The sequence below is a fragment of the Bacillus sp. 166amftsu genome (assembly GCF_900107445.1).
Lineage (GTDB): Bacteria > Bacillota > Bacilli > Bacillales > Bacillaceae_G > Bacillus_A > Bacillus_A arachidis.
The window spans coordinates 13,421-31,156 of sequence record NZ_FNQA01000012.1 but is presented as its reverse complement, the minus strand read 5'-3'; the positions used below and the strand labels follow the sequence as shown (position 1 = coordinate 31,156).

Here is a 17,736-nt window from a genome sequence, read left to right as displayed (position 1 = left end):
GGTGGGGATTACATGTCGCTACGATTTGTGATTGGACGGGCTGGAAGTGGAAAAAGTACATTTTGTTTACACGAAGTACAAGAAGAATTAAGACAGCGTCCAAGAGGCGAAACCATTTTATATCTTGTACCGGAACAAATGACGTTCCAAACGCAGCAAGCATTAATAGGAAATGAAGAAGTTAGCGGCTCGATCAGGGCGCAAGTGTTTAGTTTTTCAAGGTTAGCGTGGAAGGTTCTGCAAGAAGTTGGTGGCGCAAGCCGTCTTCATATTGATGAGGCAGGCGTACATATGCTACTGCGCAAAATTGTAGAATCGCGTAAGGAAGGATTATATGTGTTTCAAAAAGCAGCAGAACAAAATGGCTTTTTTGAACACTTAGGCAGTATGATTTCCGAGTTTAAACGCTATAATGTAACGCCATCGAATGTATATGAGATGTGGCAACAATTAGATACTCATTCAAGTGGTGATGAACAAAAATTATTAGCAAATAAAATGTACGATCTTCAGCTTTTATATGATGATTTTGAACGGGCTTTAATTGGTAAATATTTAGATTCAGAAGATTATTTACAGTTACTTGTAGAAAAGCTTCCTGGTTCGGACTATGTAAAAGGTGCAGAAATTTATATAGATGGGTTCCATTCCTTTTCACCTGGGGAATTAGAAATTATTAGAAGGCTTATGCTTTGCGGAGCAAGAATTACAGTTACGTTAACAGTAGATGAAAAAACGTTAGCACAGCCAGTAAGTGAATTAGATTTGTTTTATCAAACCGTGCTTACGTATGAAAAAGTGAAACAGTTAGCACGTGAGGAGAAAATTGCAATTGAAAATACGATTTCGCTGAGAGAACAGCCGCGTTTTTGCTCACCAGCACTAGCACATTTAGAAGCTGAGTTTGAATCTCGTCCTGCTAAAAAGTTTCAAGGTGAACCAGATATTACATTATATACAGCGGCAAACTTGCGAGCAGAAGTTGAAGGTGTAGCTAGAGAAATTCGCAGACTTGTTGCGGAAGGGGAGTATCGCTACAGAGATATTGCGGTTCTTCTTCGAAACGGAGAAAGCTATTATGATGTAATGAAAACATTGTTTACGGATTATGATATTCCGCATTTTATCGATGAGAAGCGCCCGATGTCACATCACCCATTAATTGAATGTATTCGTTCTACGCTAGAAATTATTAGCGGAAATTGGCGTTATGATGCGATATTCCGCTGTATAAAAACGGAACTGCTATATCCGTTAGATGTAAGAAAAGAATCAATGCGTGAAGAAATGGACGCGTTTGAAAATTACTGTTTAGCATATGGCGTACAAGGAAAGAGATGGACGGCAGATGAACCGTGGACATATCGCCGTTATCGTTCGTTAGATGGGGCATTTGGAGCGCAAACAGATAGTGAACGTGAAATGGAAGAGAAAATAAACCGCCTTCGTGATGTGGTACGAACACCGATTATTCGTTTGCAGAAACGCTTAAAACGTTCCGGTTCAATTGTACAGATGTGTGAAGCGGTATATTTGTTTTTAGAAGAATTAGATGTTCCTAAAAAACTAGAAGATTTGCGTATGCGTGCTGAGGCAGAGGGGAATTTCTTATTTGCAAGTGACCATGATCAAGTTTGGGAAGAAGTCATGAACCTTCTTGATACATTTGTAGAGATGCTTGGTGAAGAAAAGATGTCTCTTTCGATGTTTATCGATGTAATGACAACTGGGCTTGAGGCACTTCAATTTGCAAATATCCCGCCTTCTTTAGACCAAGTGCTTATTGCAAATATTGATCGATCAAGGTTATCGAATGTTCGTGCAACTTTTGTAATTGGTGCGAATGAAGGAATCATTCCAGCAGCCCCTTCAGATGAAGGCATGTTATCAGATGAAGAAAGAGAGCTTCTCACCACAGCTGGTGTAGAATTAGCGCCGACAACAAGGCAGACTTTATTAGAAGAGCAATTTGTGATTTATCAAACAGTAACTCGTGCTTCTGAGAAGCTATACATTTCTTGTCCACTCGCGGATGAAGAAGGAAAAACGTTACTTTCATCTAGCTTTATTAAGAAAGTGAAAAGAATGTTCCCTTCTATTAAAGAAGTATTTGTAACGAATGATGTGAATGACTTGTCTCGTCAGGCGCAAATTTCGTATGTAGCAACGCCAGAAGTTACCTTGTCATATGTAACGCAACAATTACAAAACTGGAAACGATACGGTTTTGAAGGAAATCTTGATTTTTGGTGGGATGTATATAACTTCTATGTTACATCGCCCGAGTGGAAGCAAAAAAGTAGTCGGGTATTATCTAGTTTATTTTATCGAAACCGTGCACAGAAACTCAGCCCAGTTGTAAGTAGAAATCTATACGGAGATACAATTAAAGGAAGCGTCTCTCGTATGGAACTATTTAATCGCTGCGCGTATGCTCATTTTGCACAGCATGGATTATCACTAAGAGAGCGTGATATTTTCAAATTAGATGCACCGGATATCGGTGAATTATTCCATGCGGCACTAAAGAAAATTGCAGATAAGTTACTTAGGGAAAATCGCACTTGGGCTGATTTATCGATTAAAGAGTGTGAGCATTTGTCTGCGGCAGTAATTGAAGAAATCGCACCGCTTCTGCAAAGGCAAATTTTATTAAGTTCAAATCGGAATCATTATTTAAAACAAAAACTGCAGCAAATTATTTTCCGTACGTCACTTATCCTTCGTGAACATGCGAAGTCTAGTGGATTCGTGCCAGTTGACTTAGAGGTTCCATTCGGTATGGGCGGGACAGGTTCACTTCCGCCGATGGAGTTTACACTCGCAAACGGTGTGAAAATGGAAGTTGTTGGCCGGATTGACCGCGTAGATAAAGCGGAAGATGAAAACGGTACGTTCCTGCGGATTATTGATTATAAATCAAGCACGAAAGCGTTAGATTTAACAGAAGTATATTATGGTTTAGCACTTCAAATGTTAACGTATTTAGACGTTGTCATTTCAAATGCAAATACGTGGATGAAAAAGGGACAGGCGGCATCACCTGCTGGTGTTCTATATTTCCATATTCATAACCCGATTGTGGAAATGAAAGGCGATGCTTCGGAAGAAGAAATTGAAAAAGAAATTTTAAAGAAATTTAAAATGAAAGGTCTCGTGTTAGGAGATGCGGATGTTGTTCGATTGATGGACAATAAGTTAAGTACGGGAAGTTCAGACATTATTTCTGCTGGTCTGAAAAAAGATGGTAGTTTTAGCGCGCGTTCTAGCATTGCAAGTGAACAAGAATTTACAACTTTACAGCAATATGTGCATCATACATTTGAAAACATCGGGAAAGACATTACAGAAGGTGTGATTGATATTGCACCGTATAAAATGGGGAATAAGGCTGCTTGTACGTTCTGTAATTTCCGCTCTGTTTGTCAGTTTGATGAATCGCTTGAAGATAATGAGTTCCGTACGTTAAAAGATATGAAAGATAGTGAAGCGATGGAGAAAATGAGAGAGGAGGTTGGCGAATGATAGAGAATTGGCCACAGAAACCTGAAGGTAGTCAATGGACAGATGATCAATGGAAGGCAGTTGTCAGAGATGGCCGTGATATTTTAGTGGCGGCGGCAGCTGGGTCAGGAAAGACAGCTGTACTTGTAGAAAGAATGATTCGCAAAATTATTAATGCTGAGAATCCAGTTGATGTAGATCGTCTGCTTGTCGTAACATTTACAAATGCAGCAGCGCAAGAGATGAAGAACAGAATTGGCGAAGCGTTAGAAAAAGTATTAATTGATGATCCAGGGTCAGGGCATATTCGTAAGCAGCTCAGCTTATTGAATAAAGCATCGATTTCAACGATTCACTCGTTCTGTTTACAAGTTATTCGAACGTACTACTATATGCTCGACGTTGATCCCCGTTTTCGCATTGCAAACCAGACAGAAAATGAATTATTAAAAGAAGAAGTATTAGATGACATATTAGAAGAGGAATATGGCACAGAGGGAAATGATATTTTCTTTGAGCTTGTTGATCGCTATACGAGTGACCGAAGTGATGATGACTTGCAGCGCATGATTTTAGCGCTTCATACAGAATCAAGAGCACATCCAGATCCAGAGAAATGGCTTGATAAGCTAGTGGAAGCATATGATGTGGAAGGAAAATCAATTGAGGATTTAACGTATGCTTCTTACTTATTAGAAGATGTGAAGTTTCAGCTAGAAACTGCCGAAAAGCATGTTCAAAAAGCAATTGAACTTACTATGCTTCCAGATGGGCCAGCACCCCGTATGGAGACATTACAAGCAGATTTGGTGTTACTCGGAACGTTATCTAGTGCAGCACATCAGTCTTGGACAAGTGTCTATGAAGCGATGCAAAATGTTTCGTGGCAAACGCTAAAGCGTATTAAGAAGAGTGACTACAATGAAGAGATTGTAAAACAAGTAGATTCACTTCGAAATAAAGCAAAAGATGAAGTGAAGAAGTTACAAGAAGAGTTGTTTAGCCGAAAACCAGAAAGTTTTTTACGTGATTTTAAGGAAATGCATCCTGTACTAGAAAAGCTTGTTCAGATTGTAAAAGTATTTACGGAGCGATTCCAAGCGATCAAGCGTGATAAAGGAATGGTTGATTTCACAGATTTAGAGCATTTTTGCTTACAAATTTTAAGTGAACGTACAGAAAATGGTGAGCTTCGTCCGTCACCGGTTGCGCTTCAATATCGCAATAAATTTACTGAAGTACTTGTCGACGAATATCAAGATACAAACTTTGTCCAGGAGTCGATTATTAAGTTTGTAACGAAAGACTCTGAGCAAGAAGGTAATCTGTTTATGGTTGGCGACGTAAAACAATCGATTTATCGATTCCGACTAGCAGAACCGGGCCTTTTCCTAGGGAAATATAAACGTTTTACGGCTGAAGGAATAGACGGCGGTATGAAGATTGATTTAGCGAAAAACTTCCGTAGTCGTCACGAAGTGTTAGCCGGTACGAACTTTATTTTTAAACAAATTATGGGCGAAACGGTCGGGGAAATTGAGTATGACGCCGATGCTGAACTAAAGTTAGGTGCAAGTTATCCAGAAGGGGAAGATGTAGCGGCTGAGCTATTATGTATTCATCAGTCTGAGGGTGAAGAATCGGCAGAGGGAGAAGACGGTGTCGAAGTAGAAAAAGCACAGCTGGAAGCGCGTTTAATGGCCGGGAGAATTAAAGCGATGGTGGATTCGGGTTATGAAGTATACGATCGTAAAACAGATAGCATGCGCCCGGTGAAATATCGTGACTTTGTTATTTTACTTCGCTCGATGCCGTGGGCTCCTCAAATTATGGAAGAATTAAAGTTGCAAGGTATTCCTGTTTACGCTGAGCTTGCAACGGGTTATTTTGAAGCAACAGAAGTGACCGTTATGATGAATGTATTTCGCGTAATCGATAATCCGATGCAAGACATTCCGCTTGCCGCTGTACTACGTTCCCCAATTGTTGGGTTACATGATGAGGAGCTTGCGATGCTTCGTGCTCATGAAAAGAAAGGTTCGTTTTATGAAGTAATGCGTTCCTTCTTACAAGGAGCGCCACTTGAGGAAGAGGCGGAATTACACGGAAAACTACAATGGTTCTATAACCTTCTGCAAGGATGGCGTGAATTTGCACGCCAGCAATCACTTTCTGATTTGATTTGGAAAGTATATCGTGAGACAGGTTATTATGACTTTGTTGGTGGTCTTCCAGCAGGAAAACAGCGCCAGGCTAACTTACGCGTATTATACGACCGGGCAAGGCAGTATGAAGCAACATCTTTCCGCGGGTTATTCCGTTTCCTTCGCTTTATTGAGCGGATTTTAGAGCGCGGGGATGATATGGGAACAGCGAGAGCGCTTGGCGAGCAAGAAGATGTTGTGCGAATTATGACGATTCATAAAAGTAAGGGGTTAGAGTTCCCGGTTGTATTTGTAGCGGGACTTGGACGCCGTTTTAATACACAAGATTTAATGAAACGATTCTTATTACACAAGGATTTCGGTTTTGGATCACAGTTTATTGATCCTCGTAAGCGAATTAAATATACGACGCTATCGCAATTGGCCATTAAACGTAAAATGAAGATGGAACTTATTGCGGAAGAGATGCGCGTATTATATGTTGCTTTAACGCGTGCGAAAGAGAAGTTAATTTTAATTGGTACAGTGAAAGATAAAGCAAAAGAAATGGAAAAGTGGCTTGATGCAAGAGAGCATACAGATTGGTTATTACCAGATTATCTTCGTGCGGGTGCATCTTGTTACTTAGATTGGATTGCGCCGTCACTATATAGACATCGTAATAGTGAAATGCTTCTTGAACTTGGACAAGGAAATATACCAAATGAAATTTATGAATACGATGCGAGCTGGAAAGTGGAAGTCGTTGATGGTAGCACTTTACTTGCACCTGAACCAGTACAAGAAGAGAAGCAAGAATTGTTAGAAGCACTTCGTGAGAAAAAAACTGTGCCGCTAGAAAGTGAACGAAAAGAAGAAGTGTATGCTCGTTTAACATGGGAATATGCGCATGAAGGTGCAACAATGCACCGGGCGAAGCAATCTGTTACGGAAATAAAGCGGAATTATCAGTCAGAAGATGGAAGTGATCATGCTTTTATTAAAAAACTTCGTGCTCCTATAAAAACGCGACCTCGCTTTATGGAGAAAAAGGGGTTGACCTACGCTGAACGAGGGACAGCTGTCCACGCCGTCATGCAGCATGTTAATTTACAAAAAACGATTACACCAGAAACAATCAAAGAACAAATTGCGGAAATGGTAAATAAAGAATTACTAACATTTGAGCAAGCAGAAGAAATTGCGATTGATCGAATTGTAGCATTTTTTGATACGGATCTTGGTAAACGTGTGTTAGCTGCGAAGAGTGTAGAGCGTGAAGTGCCCTTTACGATGATGCTTTCAGCAAAAGAGGCATATCAAGAGTGGGAAGGTCAGAGCAAAGAATCTATACTTGTCCAAGGGGTTATTGATTGTATGATAGAAGAGGAAGATGGGATTGTATTAATTGATTTTAAAACAGATACAATTGAAGGGCGTTTTCCGGGTGGATACGATCAAGCGCGACCTATTTTAGAAGACCGTTATAAAGTGCAAATTAATCTATATGCGAAAGCGCTAGAGAAAAGCTTACATCATCCTGTGAAGGGGAAATATTTATACTTCTTTGATGGGAATCACATAGTACATGTTGATTAAAAAAGTGAGTGAAATATACAGCAAAGTATAAATGTGAAAAGAGGAAAGATGTAACTTTAGAAAGGAGCTATGTAAAATGGTAGCATCCAAAAAAAGTTTAAGGGCTTGTGACAGTGGACATCAATACTATAAAAGTAGCGACTGTCCTTCTTGCCCAATCTGTGAGAAGGAACGAAAACCAGAAAGTGGATTTCTTTCACTTCTCTCGGCACCAGCGAGAAGAGCGCTCCAACACAAGGAAATAACTTCTTTGCAGCGGCTCTCAAAATATAGTGAGAAAGAGATTTTACAACTGCACGGTATGGGACCAGCATCTTTACCTAAGCTTAGAACTGCTTTGAAGGAACATGGATTATCATTCAAAGACTAAACAATAAGAATGATTACACTTATTGAAGTGAGAACATGAAAAGCAATAGAACGAAAAAAGTAGGAGACTTTTCTCCTACTTTTTTTAAGCTGTTCCAATTTGATCTTGATCCGCAACATCTGAATCAAATGTATTCGTTGCACTGACACCGTTAAATGTATTGACTACAAAACCAACATTTGATGCTCCTGACCCGTTATATGCCTTTGTATTTTCTTTTGGAGATACATTATAGAAATCACCTAAGTTAAAAGAGCCATTACTATTTTGAACAACGAGGTTCCCAACGACAGAGGGCATGTTATTCACCTACTTCAGCAGTCTTCTTTAACATCACTATATGATTTATTTGTTGAAATGTTCATCTGAAATATATTGGCGCATTTGGTGAATACGTGAATTACTAAATACATAATCAACTGAGCCGATTTGAAAGCAGCCAGAATTTAATAAGGTACGAATCGTAACATCATTTACTTCAATAAAGGGGCATTCATTTATAATATTCATTTTGACATCTGTCGATCTTTTGGGAATTGTAATGTACTCATCTGTAAAGATTTTAAAATCCTCGAATCTTCCTTCACTTTTAAAATAGTAAGGAATTTCACGGTGTACGATAAGAGCTCGGGTTTTTAATTCCATCTGGTTCGCATCACCAACTTGAAAAACACCAGCATTCCCCATAGAAATAACTTTGGGTTGATGAACAATTGAAATGTGACGAAGCATGAAGCCCCCTCCTTAACCTGGAGTAGAAGGCACCGCAGTTACGAGAGGTACAAATGGACCTTCAGTCACTGACTCGAAAGGTGTATCGAGAATAGAAGAGAGAATTAGGAGATTCGCATCACCGATTAAAAAAAGTGCAGCTGAAGATACCCCATTCGTTTTAACCTGCCCAACTTTTATTTCACGATTGACAACGGTAAAATTCATATGAATTTACTCCTTTCGAAAATTATTCGGTATGTGCTGAATAAAGGAAAGGAACGCTTTATCGATATCTTGCTTCATAGCCTGAATAATTACGTCTTTCATATACTCGGGGTTTGATGTAATGTCCTCATACGGCTGTACTTGTGATAAATAATAAGGAAGACGATGTTCCATTTGCTTTTTTATATCATCAATCATCATTTGTCGATACATATCATCGAGCGGCGTCCGCTGTTCTTGTTCAAAATGAAGGATTCTGCTATATGCTTCTTCGTCTAAATAGCGATGCATCTCTTGAATAATATCTTGATAAAAATCAGGGTTTGTTTGTGTCTCTGGATTTACTTTTAATGTTTCTGTATCTACCTCAAAATCTTCAATTTGCTGTCCTTTGGTTGAGAATGGATTTAAGCCGATATTTAACGTACCATTTAAGTTTTCTACTTTTAATTGATCGAATTTATATTCTACTTTTCCTATAGAAGAGGAGGGCCGGCTTTTTAGTTCATCAAGTTCTTCTGTTAGTCTACGTACTTGTTCTTCTAATGCATAAATTGTTTCTTGTTGTTTTTGAAGAACTTGTTGAAATTGTTGTAGGTAAATGTATATATCTTGATTCACTGTATGAAACCTCCTTTTCAATAGGGAGGGATGTGTATGCTTGCTCTATATGTTTATGACATAAAGAGCCTAAGAAGAACCCATCATGGTTTAATAGAAAGAATTTGTCCTTTTGATTTCAAGGGACGAAGTGGCGCTGTAAATCCGCCGGTATTAGAAAATTTAGATAATGCTTTAATGCTACCGGAACTTCCAATTTGAAAAACGGATGATGTTGTAATACTATCAATTCTTATTTTGTTAATGATAATACTTTGTTGTACATAAAAGTTCACTTACGAATCGCCTCCTTTAGTTGGATCCGATTATAGCTTGATCAATCACGTCAGTATCATTGACGGTTGTTGTATTTTGATAATTGTATACAGAGATACTTTCTCCTACATTAAAAGAACCAGCTCCTGCAAAAGCACGAGAGTAACTAATCGGCCTGATTGCAAATACATCTCCAATATGAAAAATACCACTCGATCCAATGTTAACGATATGAATATGTCCAACCATTGCTGGCATAGCAAACACCTTTCATAGATAATATTTTTTTTGCTGTTAAAGAAACGATAAAGTGAAACTTTAATCGGTGGAGGTTTTACTGCCCCTTAAGGCAGGATAAATATTCTTTTCTATTATTGTATGGGCGTTTTCATTAAAATGTGTCTTTTTTCAAACAAAAGACACACACTTCATTGTGTGTGTCTGTCTATAGTATGCGTTTGGACGAAATTTACTTTCATCAGCCAAACAACATTTAAGAGCCTGTCCAGTTCTTGGCTACAATCCACTGTTTTTTGAGAAGTTATTCCGTAGCGTTCAGCAAAGTATATCATTTTTTCACGTTTTTTTTCAATCGCTTGCTCAAACATAGAATCGGCTCCATCTCTTTATAAATTTTGACTATATATGTAGTACATATTATACAAAAATTCCATAAAAAAGAAACAACTTCGATAAAAAAAGCAAAAATTCTACATTTTATTCCAAAATAGCATTGAGCGGTGTGAAGAGTAGGGAGTTTTGTAAAAATTAAAATGTATTGGCAGGTTTTTTTTAAAGGAATGCGAATACAATTACATTGTATGAGTTTTAGGATGGAGAGTGGAAATAATGCGGTTTGTTACAGTGAAGAAGGAAGAGAAGGTATTTGTTGGTATTGTGGATGAGCATGAAGAAACAGTGCTGCATATTCGAGAAGTGCAACGACAAAAAGGCGAAAAAATTACAATTCCTATTACAATGTTAGAGTGTATCGAAAAGGGAAATGCTTTTATTGAAAAAGTAAAAGAAATTGTAAACTGGGCAAAGGAGAATGAAACAACGGCGTATTACCCTCTACAAGATGTGAAGCTATTGGCACCTATTCCAAGGCCGAGAAAAAATATTCTTTGCGTCGGAAAAAATTACCGTGAACATGCGATAGAAATGGGCGGAGAGGAATCTGTTCCAAAGGATATTATGATTTTTACCAAGGCACCAACGACGGTTATTGGGAATGAAGAAAAGATCCACAGTCATCCGCATGCAACGAATGAACTAGATTATGAAGGGGAACTAGCAATTGTAATTGGAAAACGCGGAAAGCAAATCGCAAAAGAGAAGGCGCTTGAACATGTTTTTGGTTATACAATTGTAAATGATGTAACTGCTCGAGATATTCAAAGAAAACATAAACAATTTTTCTTAGGGAAAAGTTTTGATACATTTTGCCCAATGGGGCCGTATCTAGTTCATAAGGATGCAATTGAAAATCCAAACAAATTAAACATTGAAACAAAAGTGAACGGGGAATTTCGCCAAATTTCAAATACAGCAAATATGATATTTACAATAGAAGATATTATTTCTATTGTAAGTAAAGGGATGACGTTAGAGCCTGGGGACATAATCGCGACTGGAACACCAGCGGGAGTTGGGAAGGGGTTTACACCACCCAAGTTTTTACATGCTGGTGATGAAGTAACGGTTACAGTACAACATATTGGAACACTTCAAAACGAAGTTAAATAACCGTTTATCCATTTGGCCCATCCCTATATTATTTGCATTTCATAATGCTGAGGAATATTATTTTTTCCCGGAAATGAAATATGTCCAACCGATTCATATGGAAGAAAATATGATGCAGAAACAACATTTTTTGATAGCAGTATGTTTACTAACAAGTATTGTTTTTTTATGTGCATATGCTCATTTGATAGTTAGAAAGAAATTTACGCTTTATACATTGCTCGTTATACAAGAAATGATATTTATGAATGGATTGTTTCACATTGGCGGAACAATCTTGGCAGAAAGATATGTTCCAGGATTGGTAACGGCAGTAATATTCATTATACCGTTTTCATTGTTTTGGTTTCGGAAAGGGATAAGAAGTGATTGGTGGAAATTAAAACATGTGATTGTCTCCTGTATAGCAGGTATGTTGCTTCTATTTCCAGTTATCGTCGGGATATTACTTTTCTCAAGAGTGATTGTTTCATAAAACAAGCTGCCTCGTAAAAGGCAGCTTGTTTTGATTAAGATAATACCGCTTTAATTTTTTGGAATGCCCACTCTAAATCTTCTTCAGAGATTACAAGAGGTGGTGCAATACGGATTACATTTTCATGTGTTTCTTTACATAAAAGGCCAGCTGCTTTTAACTTTTCGCAATATGGACGAGCAGGCTCGTTCAATTCGATTCCGATAAATAATCCTCTGCCTCGAATTTCTGTGATCATCGGATTATCAATTTCTTTTAATTGTCCTACTAATTTTTCACCTAATTGAAGAGAACGCTCTGTTAGTTTCTCATCTAGTAATACGTCAAGAGATGCGATAGAAACAGCACATGCAAGTGGATTACCACCGAACGTAGAACCGTGAGAACCTGGCTCGAATACGCCTAAAATGTCGCTGTTTGCAGCAACGCAAGAGATTGGGAATACACCGCCGCCAAGTGCTTTACCAAGTATGTACATGTCAGGAATTACGTTATCCCAATCACATGCAAATAATTTACCTGTACGACCTAAACCAGTCTGGATTTCATCAGCTACAAATAAAACGTTTTCTTTTTTACATACATTGTAAGCTTCTTCTAAGAATCCAGCTGGTGGAATGTTAATACCTGCTTCTCCTTGAATTGGCTCTAAAATAAATGCAGCTGTATTTGGTGTAATCGCTGCTTTTAATGCTTCTAAATCACCGTAAGGAATCACAACAATACCAGGAAGCATTGGTCCGAATCCACGTTTGTATTCTTCGTTGGATGACATAGAAACAGCACCCATTGTACGACCATGGAAGTTATCTTCACAAACGATAATTTCAGCTCTATTTTCTTCTACCTTTTTCACGTCATATGCCCAGCGACGAGCTGTTTTGATTGCGGTCTCAACAGCTTCCGCACCTGTATTCATTGGGAGTACCATATTTTTATGTGTTAATTTCGCAACTTTTTCGTACCAAGGACCTAATTGATCGCTATGGAAAGCACGAGAAGTTAACGTAACACGGTTTGCTTGATCGATTAACGCATTAATAATTTTCGGATGGCGATGTCCTTGGTTTACCGCAGAATATGCACTAAGTAAGTCCATATAGCGATTTCCTTCAGGATCTTCTACCCAAACACCTTCTGCTTTAGAAATAACGATTGGAAGTGGATGATAGTTATTTGCACCGTATGTGTCTGTTAGTTCGATAATATCTTTTGTTTGAATCATGATTGTTCCCCCTTTTGTTATTACAAGAAGTTTATAAATACTCTAAATATTATATCATTTAAATTGGAAAAAGCGAAACATTTCCTGAAAAGAAATAGACATGGTATCATATAAAGTGAAAAAGTGTGAAAAGAAGAGGGGGGATAACATGACAACACACATGCATATTACAGCGTGGGCACTAGGGCTCATTTTATTCTTTGTGGCGTATTCCATGTATACGGCAGGAAGAAAAGGTAAAGGCGTACATATGGGGCTTCGTCTTGTGTATATTATCATTATTGTAACAGGTTTCTTATTGTATCAAAGCATTATGAAAACTGCGACAGGAAACATTCACATGTGGTATGGCCTAAAAATGTTAGTTGGTGTTTGGGTTATTGCTGCAATGGAAATGGTTCTTGTAAAAACAAGCAAGAATAAACCAGCAGGGGCGTTTTGGGGTCAATTCATTATTGCGCTTGTTATTGTATTGTATCTTGGATTACGTTTACCGATGGGATTTGACCTATTTTAGTAAAGAAAAGCCACCTTATTTTTTTAGTAAAAATAAGGTGGCTTTTCTATTTGTATTCACATAGATTCTACATGTAATTCTTCGCCATTTGCTTTTATAAACTTAAATATATTTTTATTACAAGTAGAAAAACGAACATAATGATGATGCAATGAGCAAATCATTTCTTCGTTATCAAATAATAGAAGGTTTACGCCTTCACAAGGCCCGTCTTTCGGCTGAAACGATAAGAAATTATGACAATAGATACAGTCATATAAAGAATAATTAAATGACTGCAATGTTTCCGCAAAGAATGCAAAAGCGGAATCAGGTAGTTCTTCTAACCATTCATGATAACTGAGTAGCAATTTTTTACGAATTCGTATTATCTCACCATTTTGAAGTGGATGATGCTCATCGGCAATTTGTAATATATTTTGTTCGTAGAATCTTGCCGGTAGCCAATTATTGTTATATAAAACTTCAAATCCGTCTTCAATGATATCCTCTAATAAAAATGCTTCATCATTTTCATCGTCAAAGAATACCCATTCACTGTTTATATATTCCACATTCCCAATTGTATGAGCACGTGGTTGATTATACAAAATATGTTTGCGTTGTTTCATTCGTGACCTCTCCTTTTATCAAAGTGGTTATTATTGTTATGGACAGTTCAGTCGTTCTTTATAACTATGGAACACCTAAAGAAAGTTGGGCATAGAATAAGCACATGCTTCATACAGTGAATTTTTTATCCCGAAGGAGAAAGACTGTCTGGATCGTTAGCGCTCACCAATTAGGATTTTACGCGCAGTTGTTTCAGCTCAGCCTTTTTGGTTCTATTTGGGTTTTGAACGGAGTAAAGTTATACGGATATAGGATAGGAAGGATGATTTGTATGTGCGGGATTACAGGATGGATTGATTATAAGCGGTCGTTAGAAAATGAAAGAGAAACGGTTACGAAGATGGCAGAAACGCTTGCAAAGAGGGGGCCAGATGATACAAATGTTTGGGTGAAAAGGCACGTTGCTTTCGGGCATAAACGCTTAATTGTAGTTGATCCTGAAGGCGGGAAACAGCCAATGACATGTACATGTATGAAAGAGGAAGGGAACTACACCATTTGTTATAATGGGGAACTCTATAATACAGAAGATATTCGTAAAGAATTACTGCAAAGAGGTTATACATTTAAAGGACATTCTGATACGGAAGTACTGTTAGCGTCTTATATTGAATGGAAAGAAGAATGTGTCAATCATTTAAATGGGATATATGCTTTTGCGGTTTGGGATGAGAAAAAAGAACAAGTGTTTATTGCGCGAGATCGCTTAGGTGTAAAACCATTATTTTATAAATATGATAATGGAAGATTATTGTTTGCTTCAGAGTTAAAAGCTATTTTAGCCCATCCTGGTGTAAAGACAGAAGTAACGACAGAAGGTCTGTCAGAAGTATTTGGATTAGGCCCATCTCGAACGCCTGGGCATGGCATTTATGCGGGAATTCAAGAACTTCGCCCGGGGCATGCTCTTACATTTTCAAAAGATGGATTATGCATATGGCGCTATTGGAATGTTGAGAGTAAAAAACATGAACACTCATTTGAAGAAACAGTAGAACAAGTGCGTTTTTTGCTTAAGGATGCAATTACAAGACAATTGGTTTCGGATGTACCGTTATGTACATTTTTGTCGGGTGGGGTAGATTCAAGCGCGATTACCGCATTTGCAGCAAAAGCATATGAAAGAGAAGGAAAAGGGAAGCTACACACGTATTCGATTGATTACGAAGATAATGAGAAATATTTTAAAGCAAATGCATTTCAACCAAACTCAGATGCACCGTTTATTGATTTGATGACAGAAACATTTGGTACGATTCATCACCGTTGTATAATTTCCAATGAACAGTTAGCAGAATATTTAACAGAAGCGGTACTCGTTCGCGATTTACCTGGTATGGCTGATATCGACTCTTCATTATTATGGTTTTGCCGAGAAATTAAACAAGATTTCGTCGTTGGTTTGTCAGGCGAATGTGCTGATGAAATCTTTGGCGGTTATCCGTGGTTTTATCGAGAGGATGATTTGCAATCAAGTGCATTTCCGTGGATGCGTTCGACAGAGGCACGTGAACAACTTCTGAAGAAAGAATGGCGTAATAAGTTGAAACTAGGGGAATATGTACAGCAGCGCTATGAAGAGTCTATACAGGAAGTACCAATTTTAGAAGGAGAAAGTGCAATTGAAGCAAAAAGACGACAATTATTTTATCTGAATATGGTTTGGTTTATGACAACATTATTAGACAGAAAAGATCGGATGAGTATGGGAGCAAGCCTAGAAGTACGTGTTCCATTTGCAGATCACCGTCTTGTCGAATATGCGTGGAATATTCCTTGGGAAATGAAAATGTATAAAAAACGTGAAAAAGGTCTATTGCGTAAAGCGTTAGAGGGAGTCTTACCAAACGACATATTATATCGAAAGAAAAGTCCGTATCCGAAAACACATAACCCGTATTATACAAAAGCGATAACTGTGTGGTTGGAGGATTTACTAACAGATAGAAATTCTATTTTACATGAGTTATTTGATAAAGAACAACTGCAAGGATTAACTCAATCAGGAGGTAGTGCATTTCAAACACCATGGTTTGGCCAGCTGATGACGGGACCGCAGCTATTGGCACATTTAGCGCAAATTCATGTGTGGTTTAAGGAATATGGGGTAAATATTAAAGAATAGGGGAAAAGCGGCTTACAACTTGTGAGCCGCTTTTTAATAAATGTGTTTCTCTTTTTTGAAATGGATATGCACCTTATTACAGTCTATATGGACTAATTGTGTGGGATATTGTGATATGAGGAATTTTAAGTTTTGTTTACATTTTAACTCCCTTGTTTTTAAACTGTCTCGGTGTCATGCCTGTGAACTTTTTGAATACTTTTATAAAATAACTTTGATCATAAAAATGTAATAAGGTATAGATTTCGGACATGGAATGTTTTGTATAGAATATTAACTTTTTTGCTTCTTCAATCTTTTCACGCTGGATATATTCACGTAGTGATACTCCAACTTCTTTTTTAAAAAGGACGGATAAATAGTTGGGATGCATAGAGACGAACTCTGCTAATTGTGAGAGAGTAATTTCCTCATAAAGATGTGTGAAAATATAGTTTCGGCAAGCATTGATTGTTTTTGAGTATTTGAGCTTATTCTCTTTTTCGACCTTTTCTATTAGATCACATAAAGCATGTATCACAAATTGATAAATAACTGTGCTCTCTTTCAGCTCTTCAAGGTTTTGAATATACAAATCGCTGAGGGTGTGGGCAGTTTCGGGAGGAATACCCCCTTCTATAGCGGCTCTTGCTCCAAGTGATATAGCAGCGATGGCAAGGTTTTTTCGACTTCTTAAATGACTCGTTTTAGATAGTATTCTCGGTTCTCCTTTTTCAAATAGTGCCTGTGCATTTTTTATGAATTCATCTTTTTTTCCTTCCTTAATAAATTGCAGAAGTTTTTTCTCTAGTAAAGGAGTAGCAGGCATTTCATTATTTTGTTGATTTTCTGATATACGTATATCAGGTGATTCAGGGCTAATTTTTCTTTCTTTAAGTAATGTATTTTGTTGTAGGATATCGACTATGTCTAATTTTTGATGATAAAGCATGTAATAAAAGATTGCACTCATATTTATCATCTTCACTCTACTTACTACAGGTAAAGAATGATAGTATTGAACGATTTTGTTTCTCCCTTTATAAATATTAAAGTCATTAAGAATTCCATGAATTGATTTATCTGTTAGTTCGAAATAAAGGAAAGGACCAACAATGATTACACCGCTAAATCCCTTATCTGTGTAAAGGTTTATTGAAAAGAAGTTTTCCAGAGAAGTTGTGGTTTGGAAAATTGGAAATTGGTGTGGAGCATGATCAGAGAAGAATTGATTCAATAATTCTTCTTTCCTAGAATAAAGCGGATGACTTAATGAATTTGTGGAGAATTCTAATTTTAGCTTTTTTTTGCTATCTATAAATAAAACGGGTAATTCATATAGATTGAAAATAAGATTGCAAATATATTCTAAATCTACTCGATTTGTGAATGCCATATTGTAATGATCGCCTCTTTTATAAAAGTTAAAAAATAGAATTTTTTTCTAAAAATACTATTTTTCTTTAGAATATACCATAAATTTTATAGTAATAAAATATAATACTTACAGGAAAGTAATTTTCACGTGCTATTATATGGGAGTTTTATTATGTAAAAATAGCAAAAAGAACTAGAGTAATTTGGTGGGGCTTTGTAGTAGAAGATATGAGTAAGTTTCATGT

The 17,736-nt window shown here is 37.4% G+C and carries 17 protein-coding genes; 7 read left to right on the top strand and 10 right to left on the bottom strand.

Going from position 1 to position 17,736, the window contains the following annotated elements:
- The first annotated feature begins 12 nt into the window (after positions 1-12).
- The 3 genes from addB (at position 13) to BLV40_RS20580 (ending at position 7,617) form a co-directional block, all read left to right on the top strand.
- Positions 13-3,525, top strand: a complete 3,513-nt coding sequence (gene addB, locus BLV40_RS20590) for a helicase-exonuclease AddAB subunit AddB (RefSeq protein WP_090693415.1) — start codon at positions 13-15, stop codon at positions 3,523-3,525.
- On the top strand, positions 3,522-7,247 hold the full coding sequence (gene addA / locus BLV40_RS20585; protein WP_090693412.1) for a helicase-exonuclease AddAB subunit AddA: 3,726 nt from the start codon (positions 3,522-3,524) through the stop codon (positions 7,245-7,247). The genes addB and addA overlap by 4 nt, the downstream gene beginning before the upstream one ends.
- 76 nt (positions 7,248-7,323) lie before the next feature.
- On the top strand, positions 7,324-7,617 hold the full coding sequence (locus BLV40_RS20580) for an RNA polymerase alpha subunit C-terminal domain-containing protein (protein WP_090693410.1): 294 nt from the start codon (positions 7,324-7,326) through the stop codon (positions 7,615-7,617).
- Between the two features lie 84 nt (positions 7,618-7,701).
- Here the strand turns inward: BLV40_RS20580 and gerPF are convergent, their stop codons facing one another.
- The 7 genes from gerPF to BLV40_RS20545 form a co-directional block, all read right to left on the bottom strand.
- Positions 7,702-7,917 (bottom strand): spore germination protein GerPF, encoded by a 216-nt coding sequence (gene gerPF, locus BLV40_RS20575; RefSeq protein ID WP_001141566.1) that lies wholly within the window; start codon positions 7,915-7,917, stop codon positions 7,702-7,704.
- 45 nt (positions 7,918-7,962) lie between these two features.
- Positions 7,963-8,349, bottom strand: a complete 387-nt coding sequence (locus tag BLV40_RS20570; protein ID WP_026590497.1) for a spore germination protein GerPE — start codon at positions 8,347-8,349, stop codon at positions 7,963-7,965.
- A gap of 12 nt (positions 8,350-8,361) precedes the next feature.
- On the bottom strand, positions 8,362-8,556 hold the full coding sequence (locus tag BLV40_RS20565) for a spore gernimation protein GerPD (RefSeq protein WP_090693406.1): 195 nt from the start codon (positions 8,554-8,556) through the stop codon (positions 8,362-8,364).
- A gap of 6 nt (positions 8,557-8,562) precedes the next feature.
- On the bottom strand, positions 8,563-9,177 hold the full coding sequence (locus BLV40_RS20560) for a spore germination protein GerPC (protein WP_026590495.1): 615 nt from the start codon (positions 9,175-9,177) through the stop codon (positions 8,563-8,565).
- Positions 9,178-9,260: 83 nt separating this feature from the next.
- Positions 9,261-9,452 carry a spore germination protein GerPB gene (locus tag BLV40_RS20555; protein ID WP_026590494.1) on the bottom strand — a complete coding sequence of 64 codons (192 nt, stop codon included), beginning with the start codon at positions 9,450-9,452 and terminating at the stop codon, positions 9,261-9,263.
- A gap of 16 nt (positions 9,453-9,468) precedes the next feature.
- Positions 9,469-9,690 (bottom strand): spore germination protein, encoded by a 222-nt coding sequence (locus BLV40_RS20550; protein ID WP_026590493.1) that lies wholly within the window; start codon positions 9,688-9,690, stop codon positions 9,469-9,471.
- A 170-nt stretch (positions 9,691-9,860) separates the two neighbouring features.
- On the bottom strand, positions 9,861-10,040 hold the full coding sequence (locus BLV40_RS20545; protein WP_090693404.1) for an aspartyl-phosphate phosphatase Spo0E family protein: 180 nt from the start codon (positions 10,038-10,040) through the stop codon (positions 9,861-9,863).
- 241 nt (positions 10,041-10,281) lie between these two features.
- On the opposite strand from BLV40_RS20545, the gene BLV40_RS20540 reads away from it, so the two are divergent.
- A complete protein-coding gene (locus BLV40_RS20540) occupies positions 10,282-11,181 on the top strand; it encodes a fumarylacetoacetate hydrolase family protein (RefSeq protein WP_139265587.1) in 900 nt (299 codons plus the stop codon).
- The gene (locus tag BLV40_RS20535) at positions 11,153-11,656 is read left to right on the top strand and encodes an HXXEE domain-containing protein (RefSeq protein ID WP_280138937.1); all 504 of its coding nucleotides are present in this window, start codon (positions 11,153-11,155) and stop codon (positions 11,654-11,656) included. Before BLV40_RS20540 ends, BLV40_RS20535 begins: the two co-directional genes overlap by 29 nt.
- 34 nt (positions 11,657-11,690) lie before the next feature.
- Here the strand turns inward: BLV40_RS20535 and rocD are convergent, their stop codons facing one another.
- On the bottom strand, positions 11,691-12,881 hold the full coding sequence (rocD, locus tag BLV40_RS20530; protein ID WP_026590489.1) for an ornithine aminotransferase: 1,191 nt from the start codon (positions 12,879-12,881) through the stop codon (positions 11,691-11,693).
- Positions 12,882-13,029: 148 nt separating this feature from the next.
- On the opposite strand from rocD, the gene BLV40_RS20525 reads away from it, so the two are divergent.
- Positions 13,030-13,398 carry a YisL family protein gene (locus BLV40_RS20525; protein ID WP_026590488.1) on the top strand — a complete coding sequence of 123 codons (369 nt, stop codon included), beginning with the start codon at positions 13,030-13,032 and terminating at the stop codon, positions 13,396-13,398.
- A gap of 56 nt (positions 13,399-13,454) precedes the next feature.
- Here the strand turns inward: BLV40_RS20525 and BLV40_RS20520 are convergent, their stop codons facing one another.
- Entirely contained in the window at positions 13,455-14,009 is a 555-nt protein-coding gene (locus BLV40_RS20520; protein ID WP_026590487.1) for a DUF2777 domain-containing protein, read from the bottom strand.
- A gap of 272 nt (positions 14,010-14,281) precedes the next feature.
- On the opposite strand from BLV40_RS20520, the gene asnB reads away from it, so the two are divergent.
- Positions 14,282-16,135, top strand: a complete 1,854-nt coding sequence (gene asnB, locus BLV40_RS20515; protein ID WP_090693393.1) for an asparagine synthase (glutamine-hydrolyzing) — start codon at positions 14,282-14,284, stop codon at positions 16,133-16,135.
- 136 nt (positions 16,136-16,271) lie between these two features.
- Here the strand turns inward: asnB and BLV40_RS20510 are convergent, their stop codons facing one another.
- Complete coding sequence (locus BLV40_RS20510) at positions 16,272-17,510, bottom strand: helix-turn-helix domain-containing protein (RefSeq protein WP_090693389.1); 1,239 nt, start codon at positions 17,508-17,510, stop codon at positions 16,272-16,274.
- Positions 17,511-17,736 lie beyond the last annotated feature (226 nt).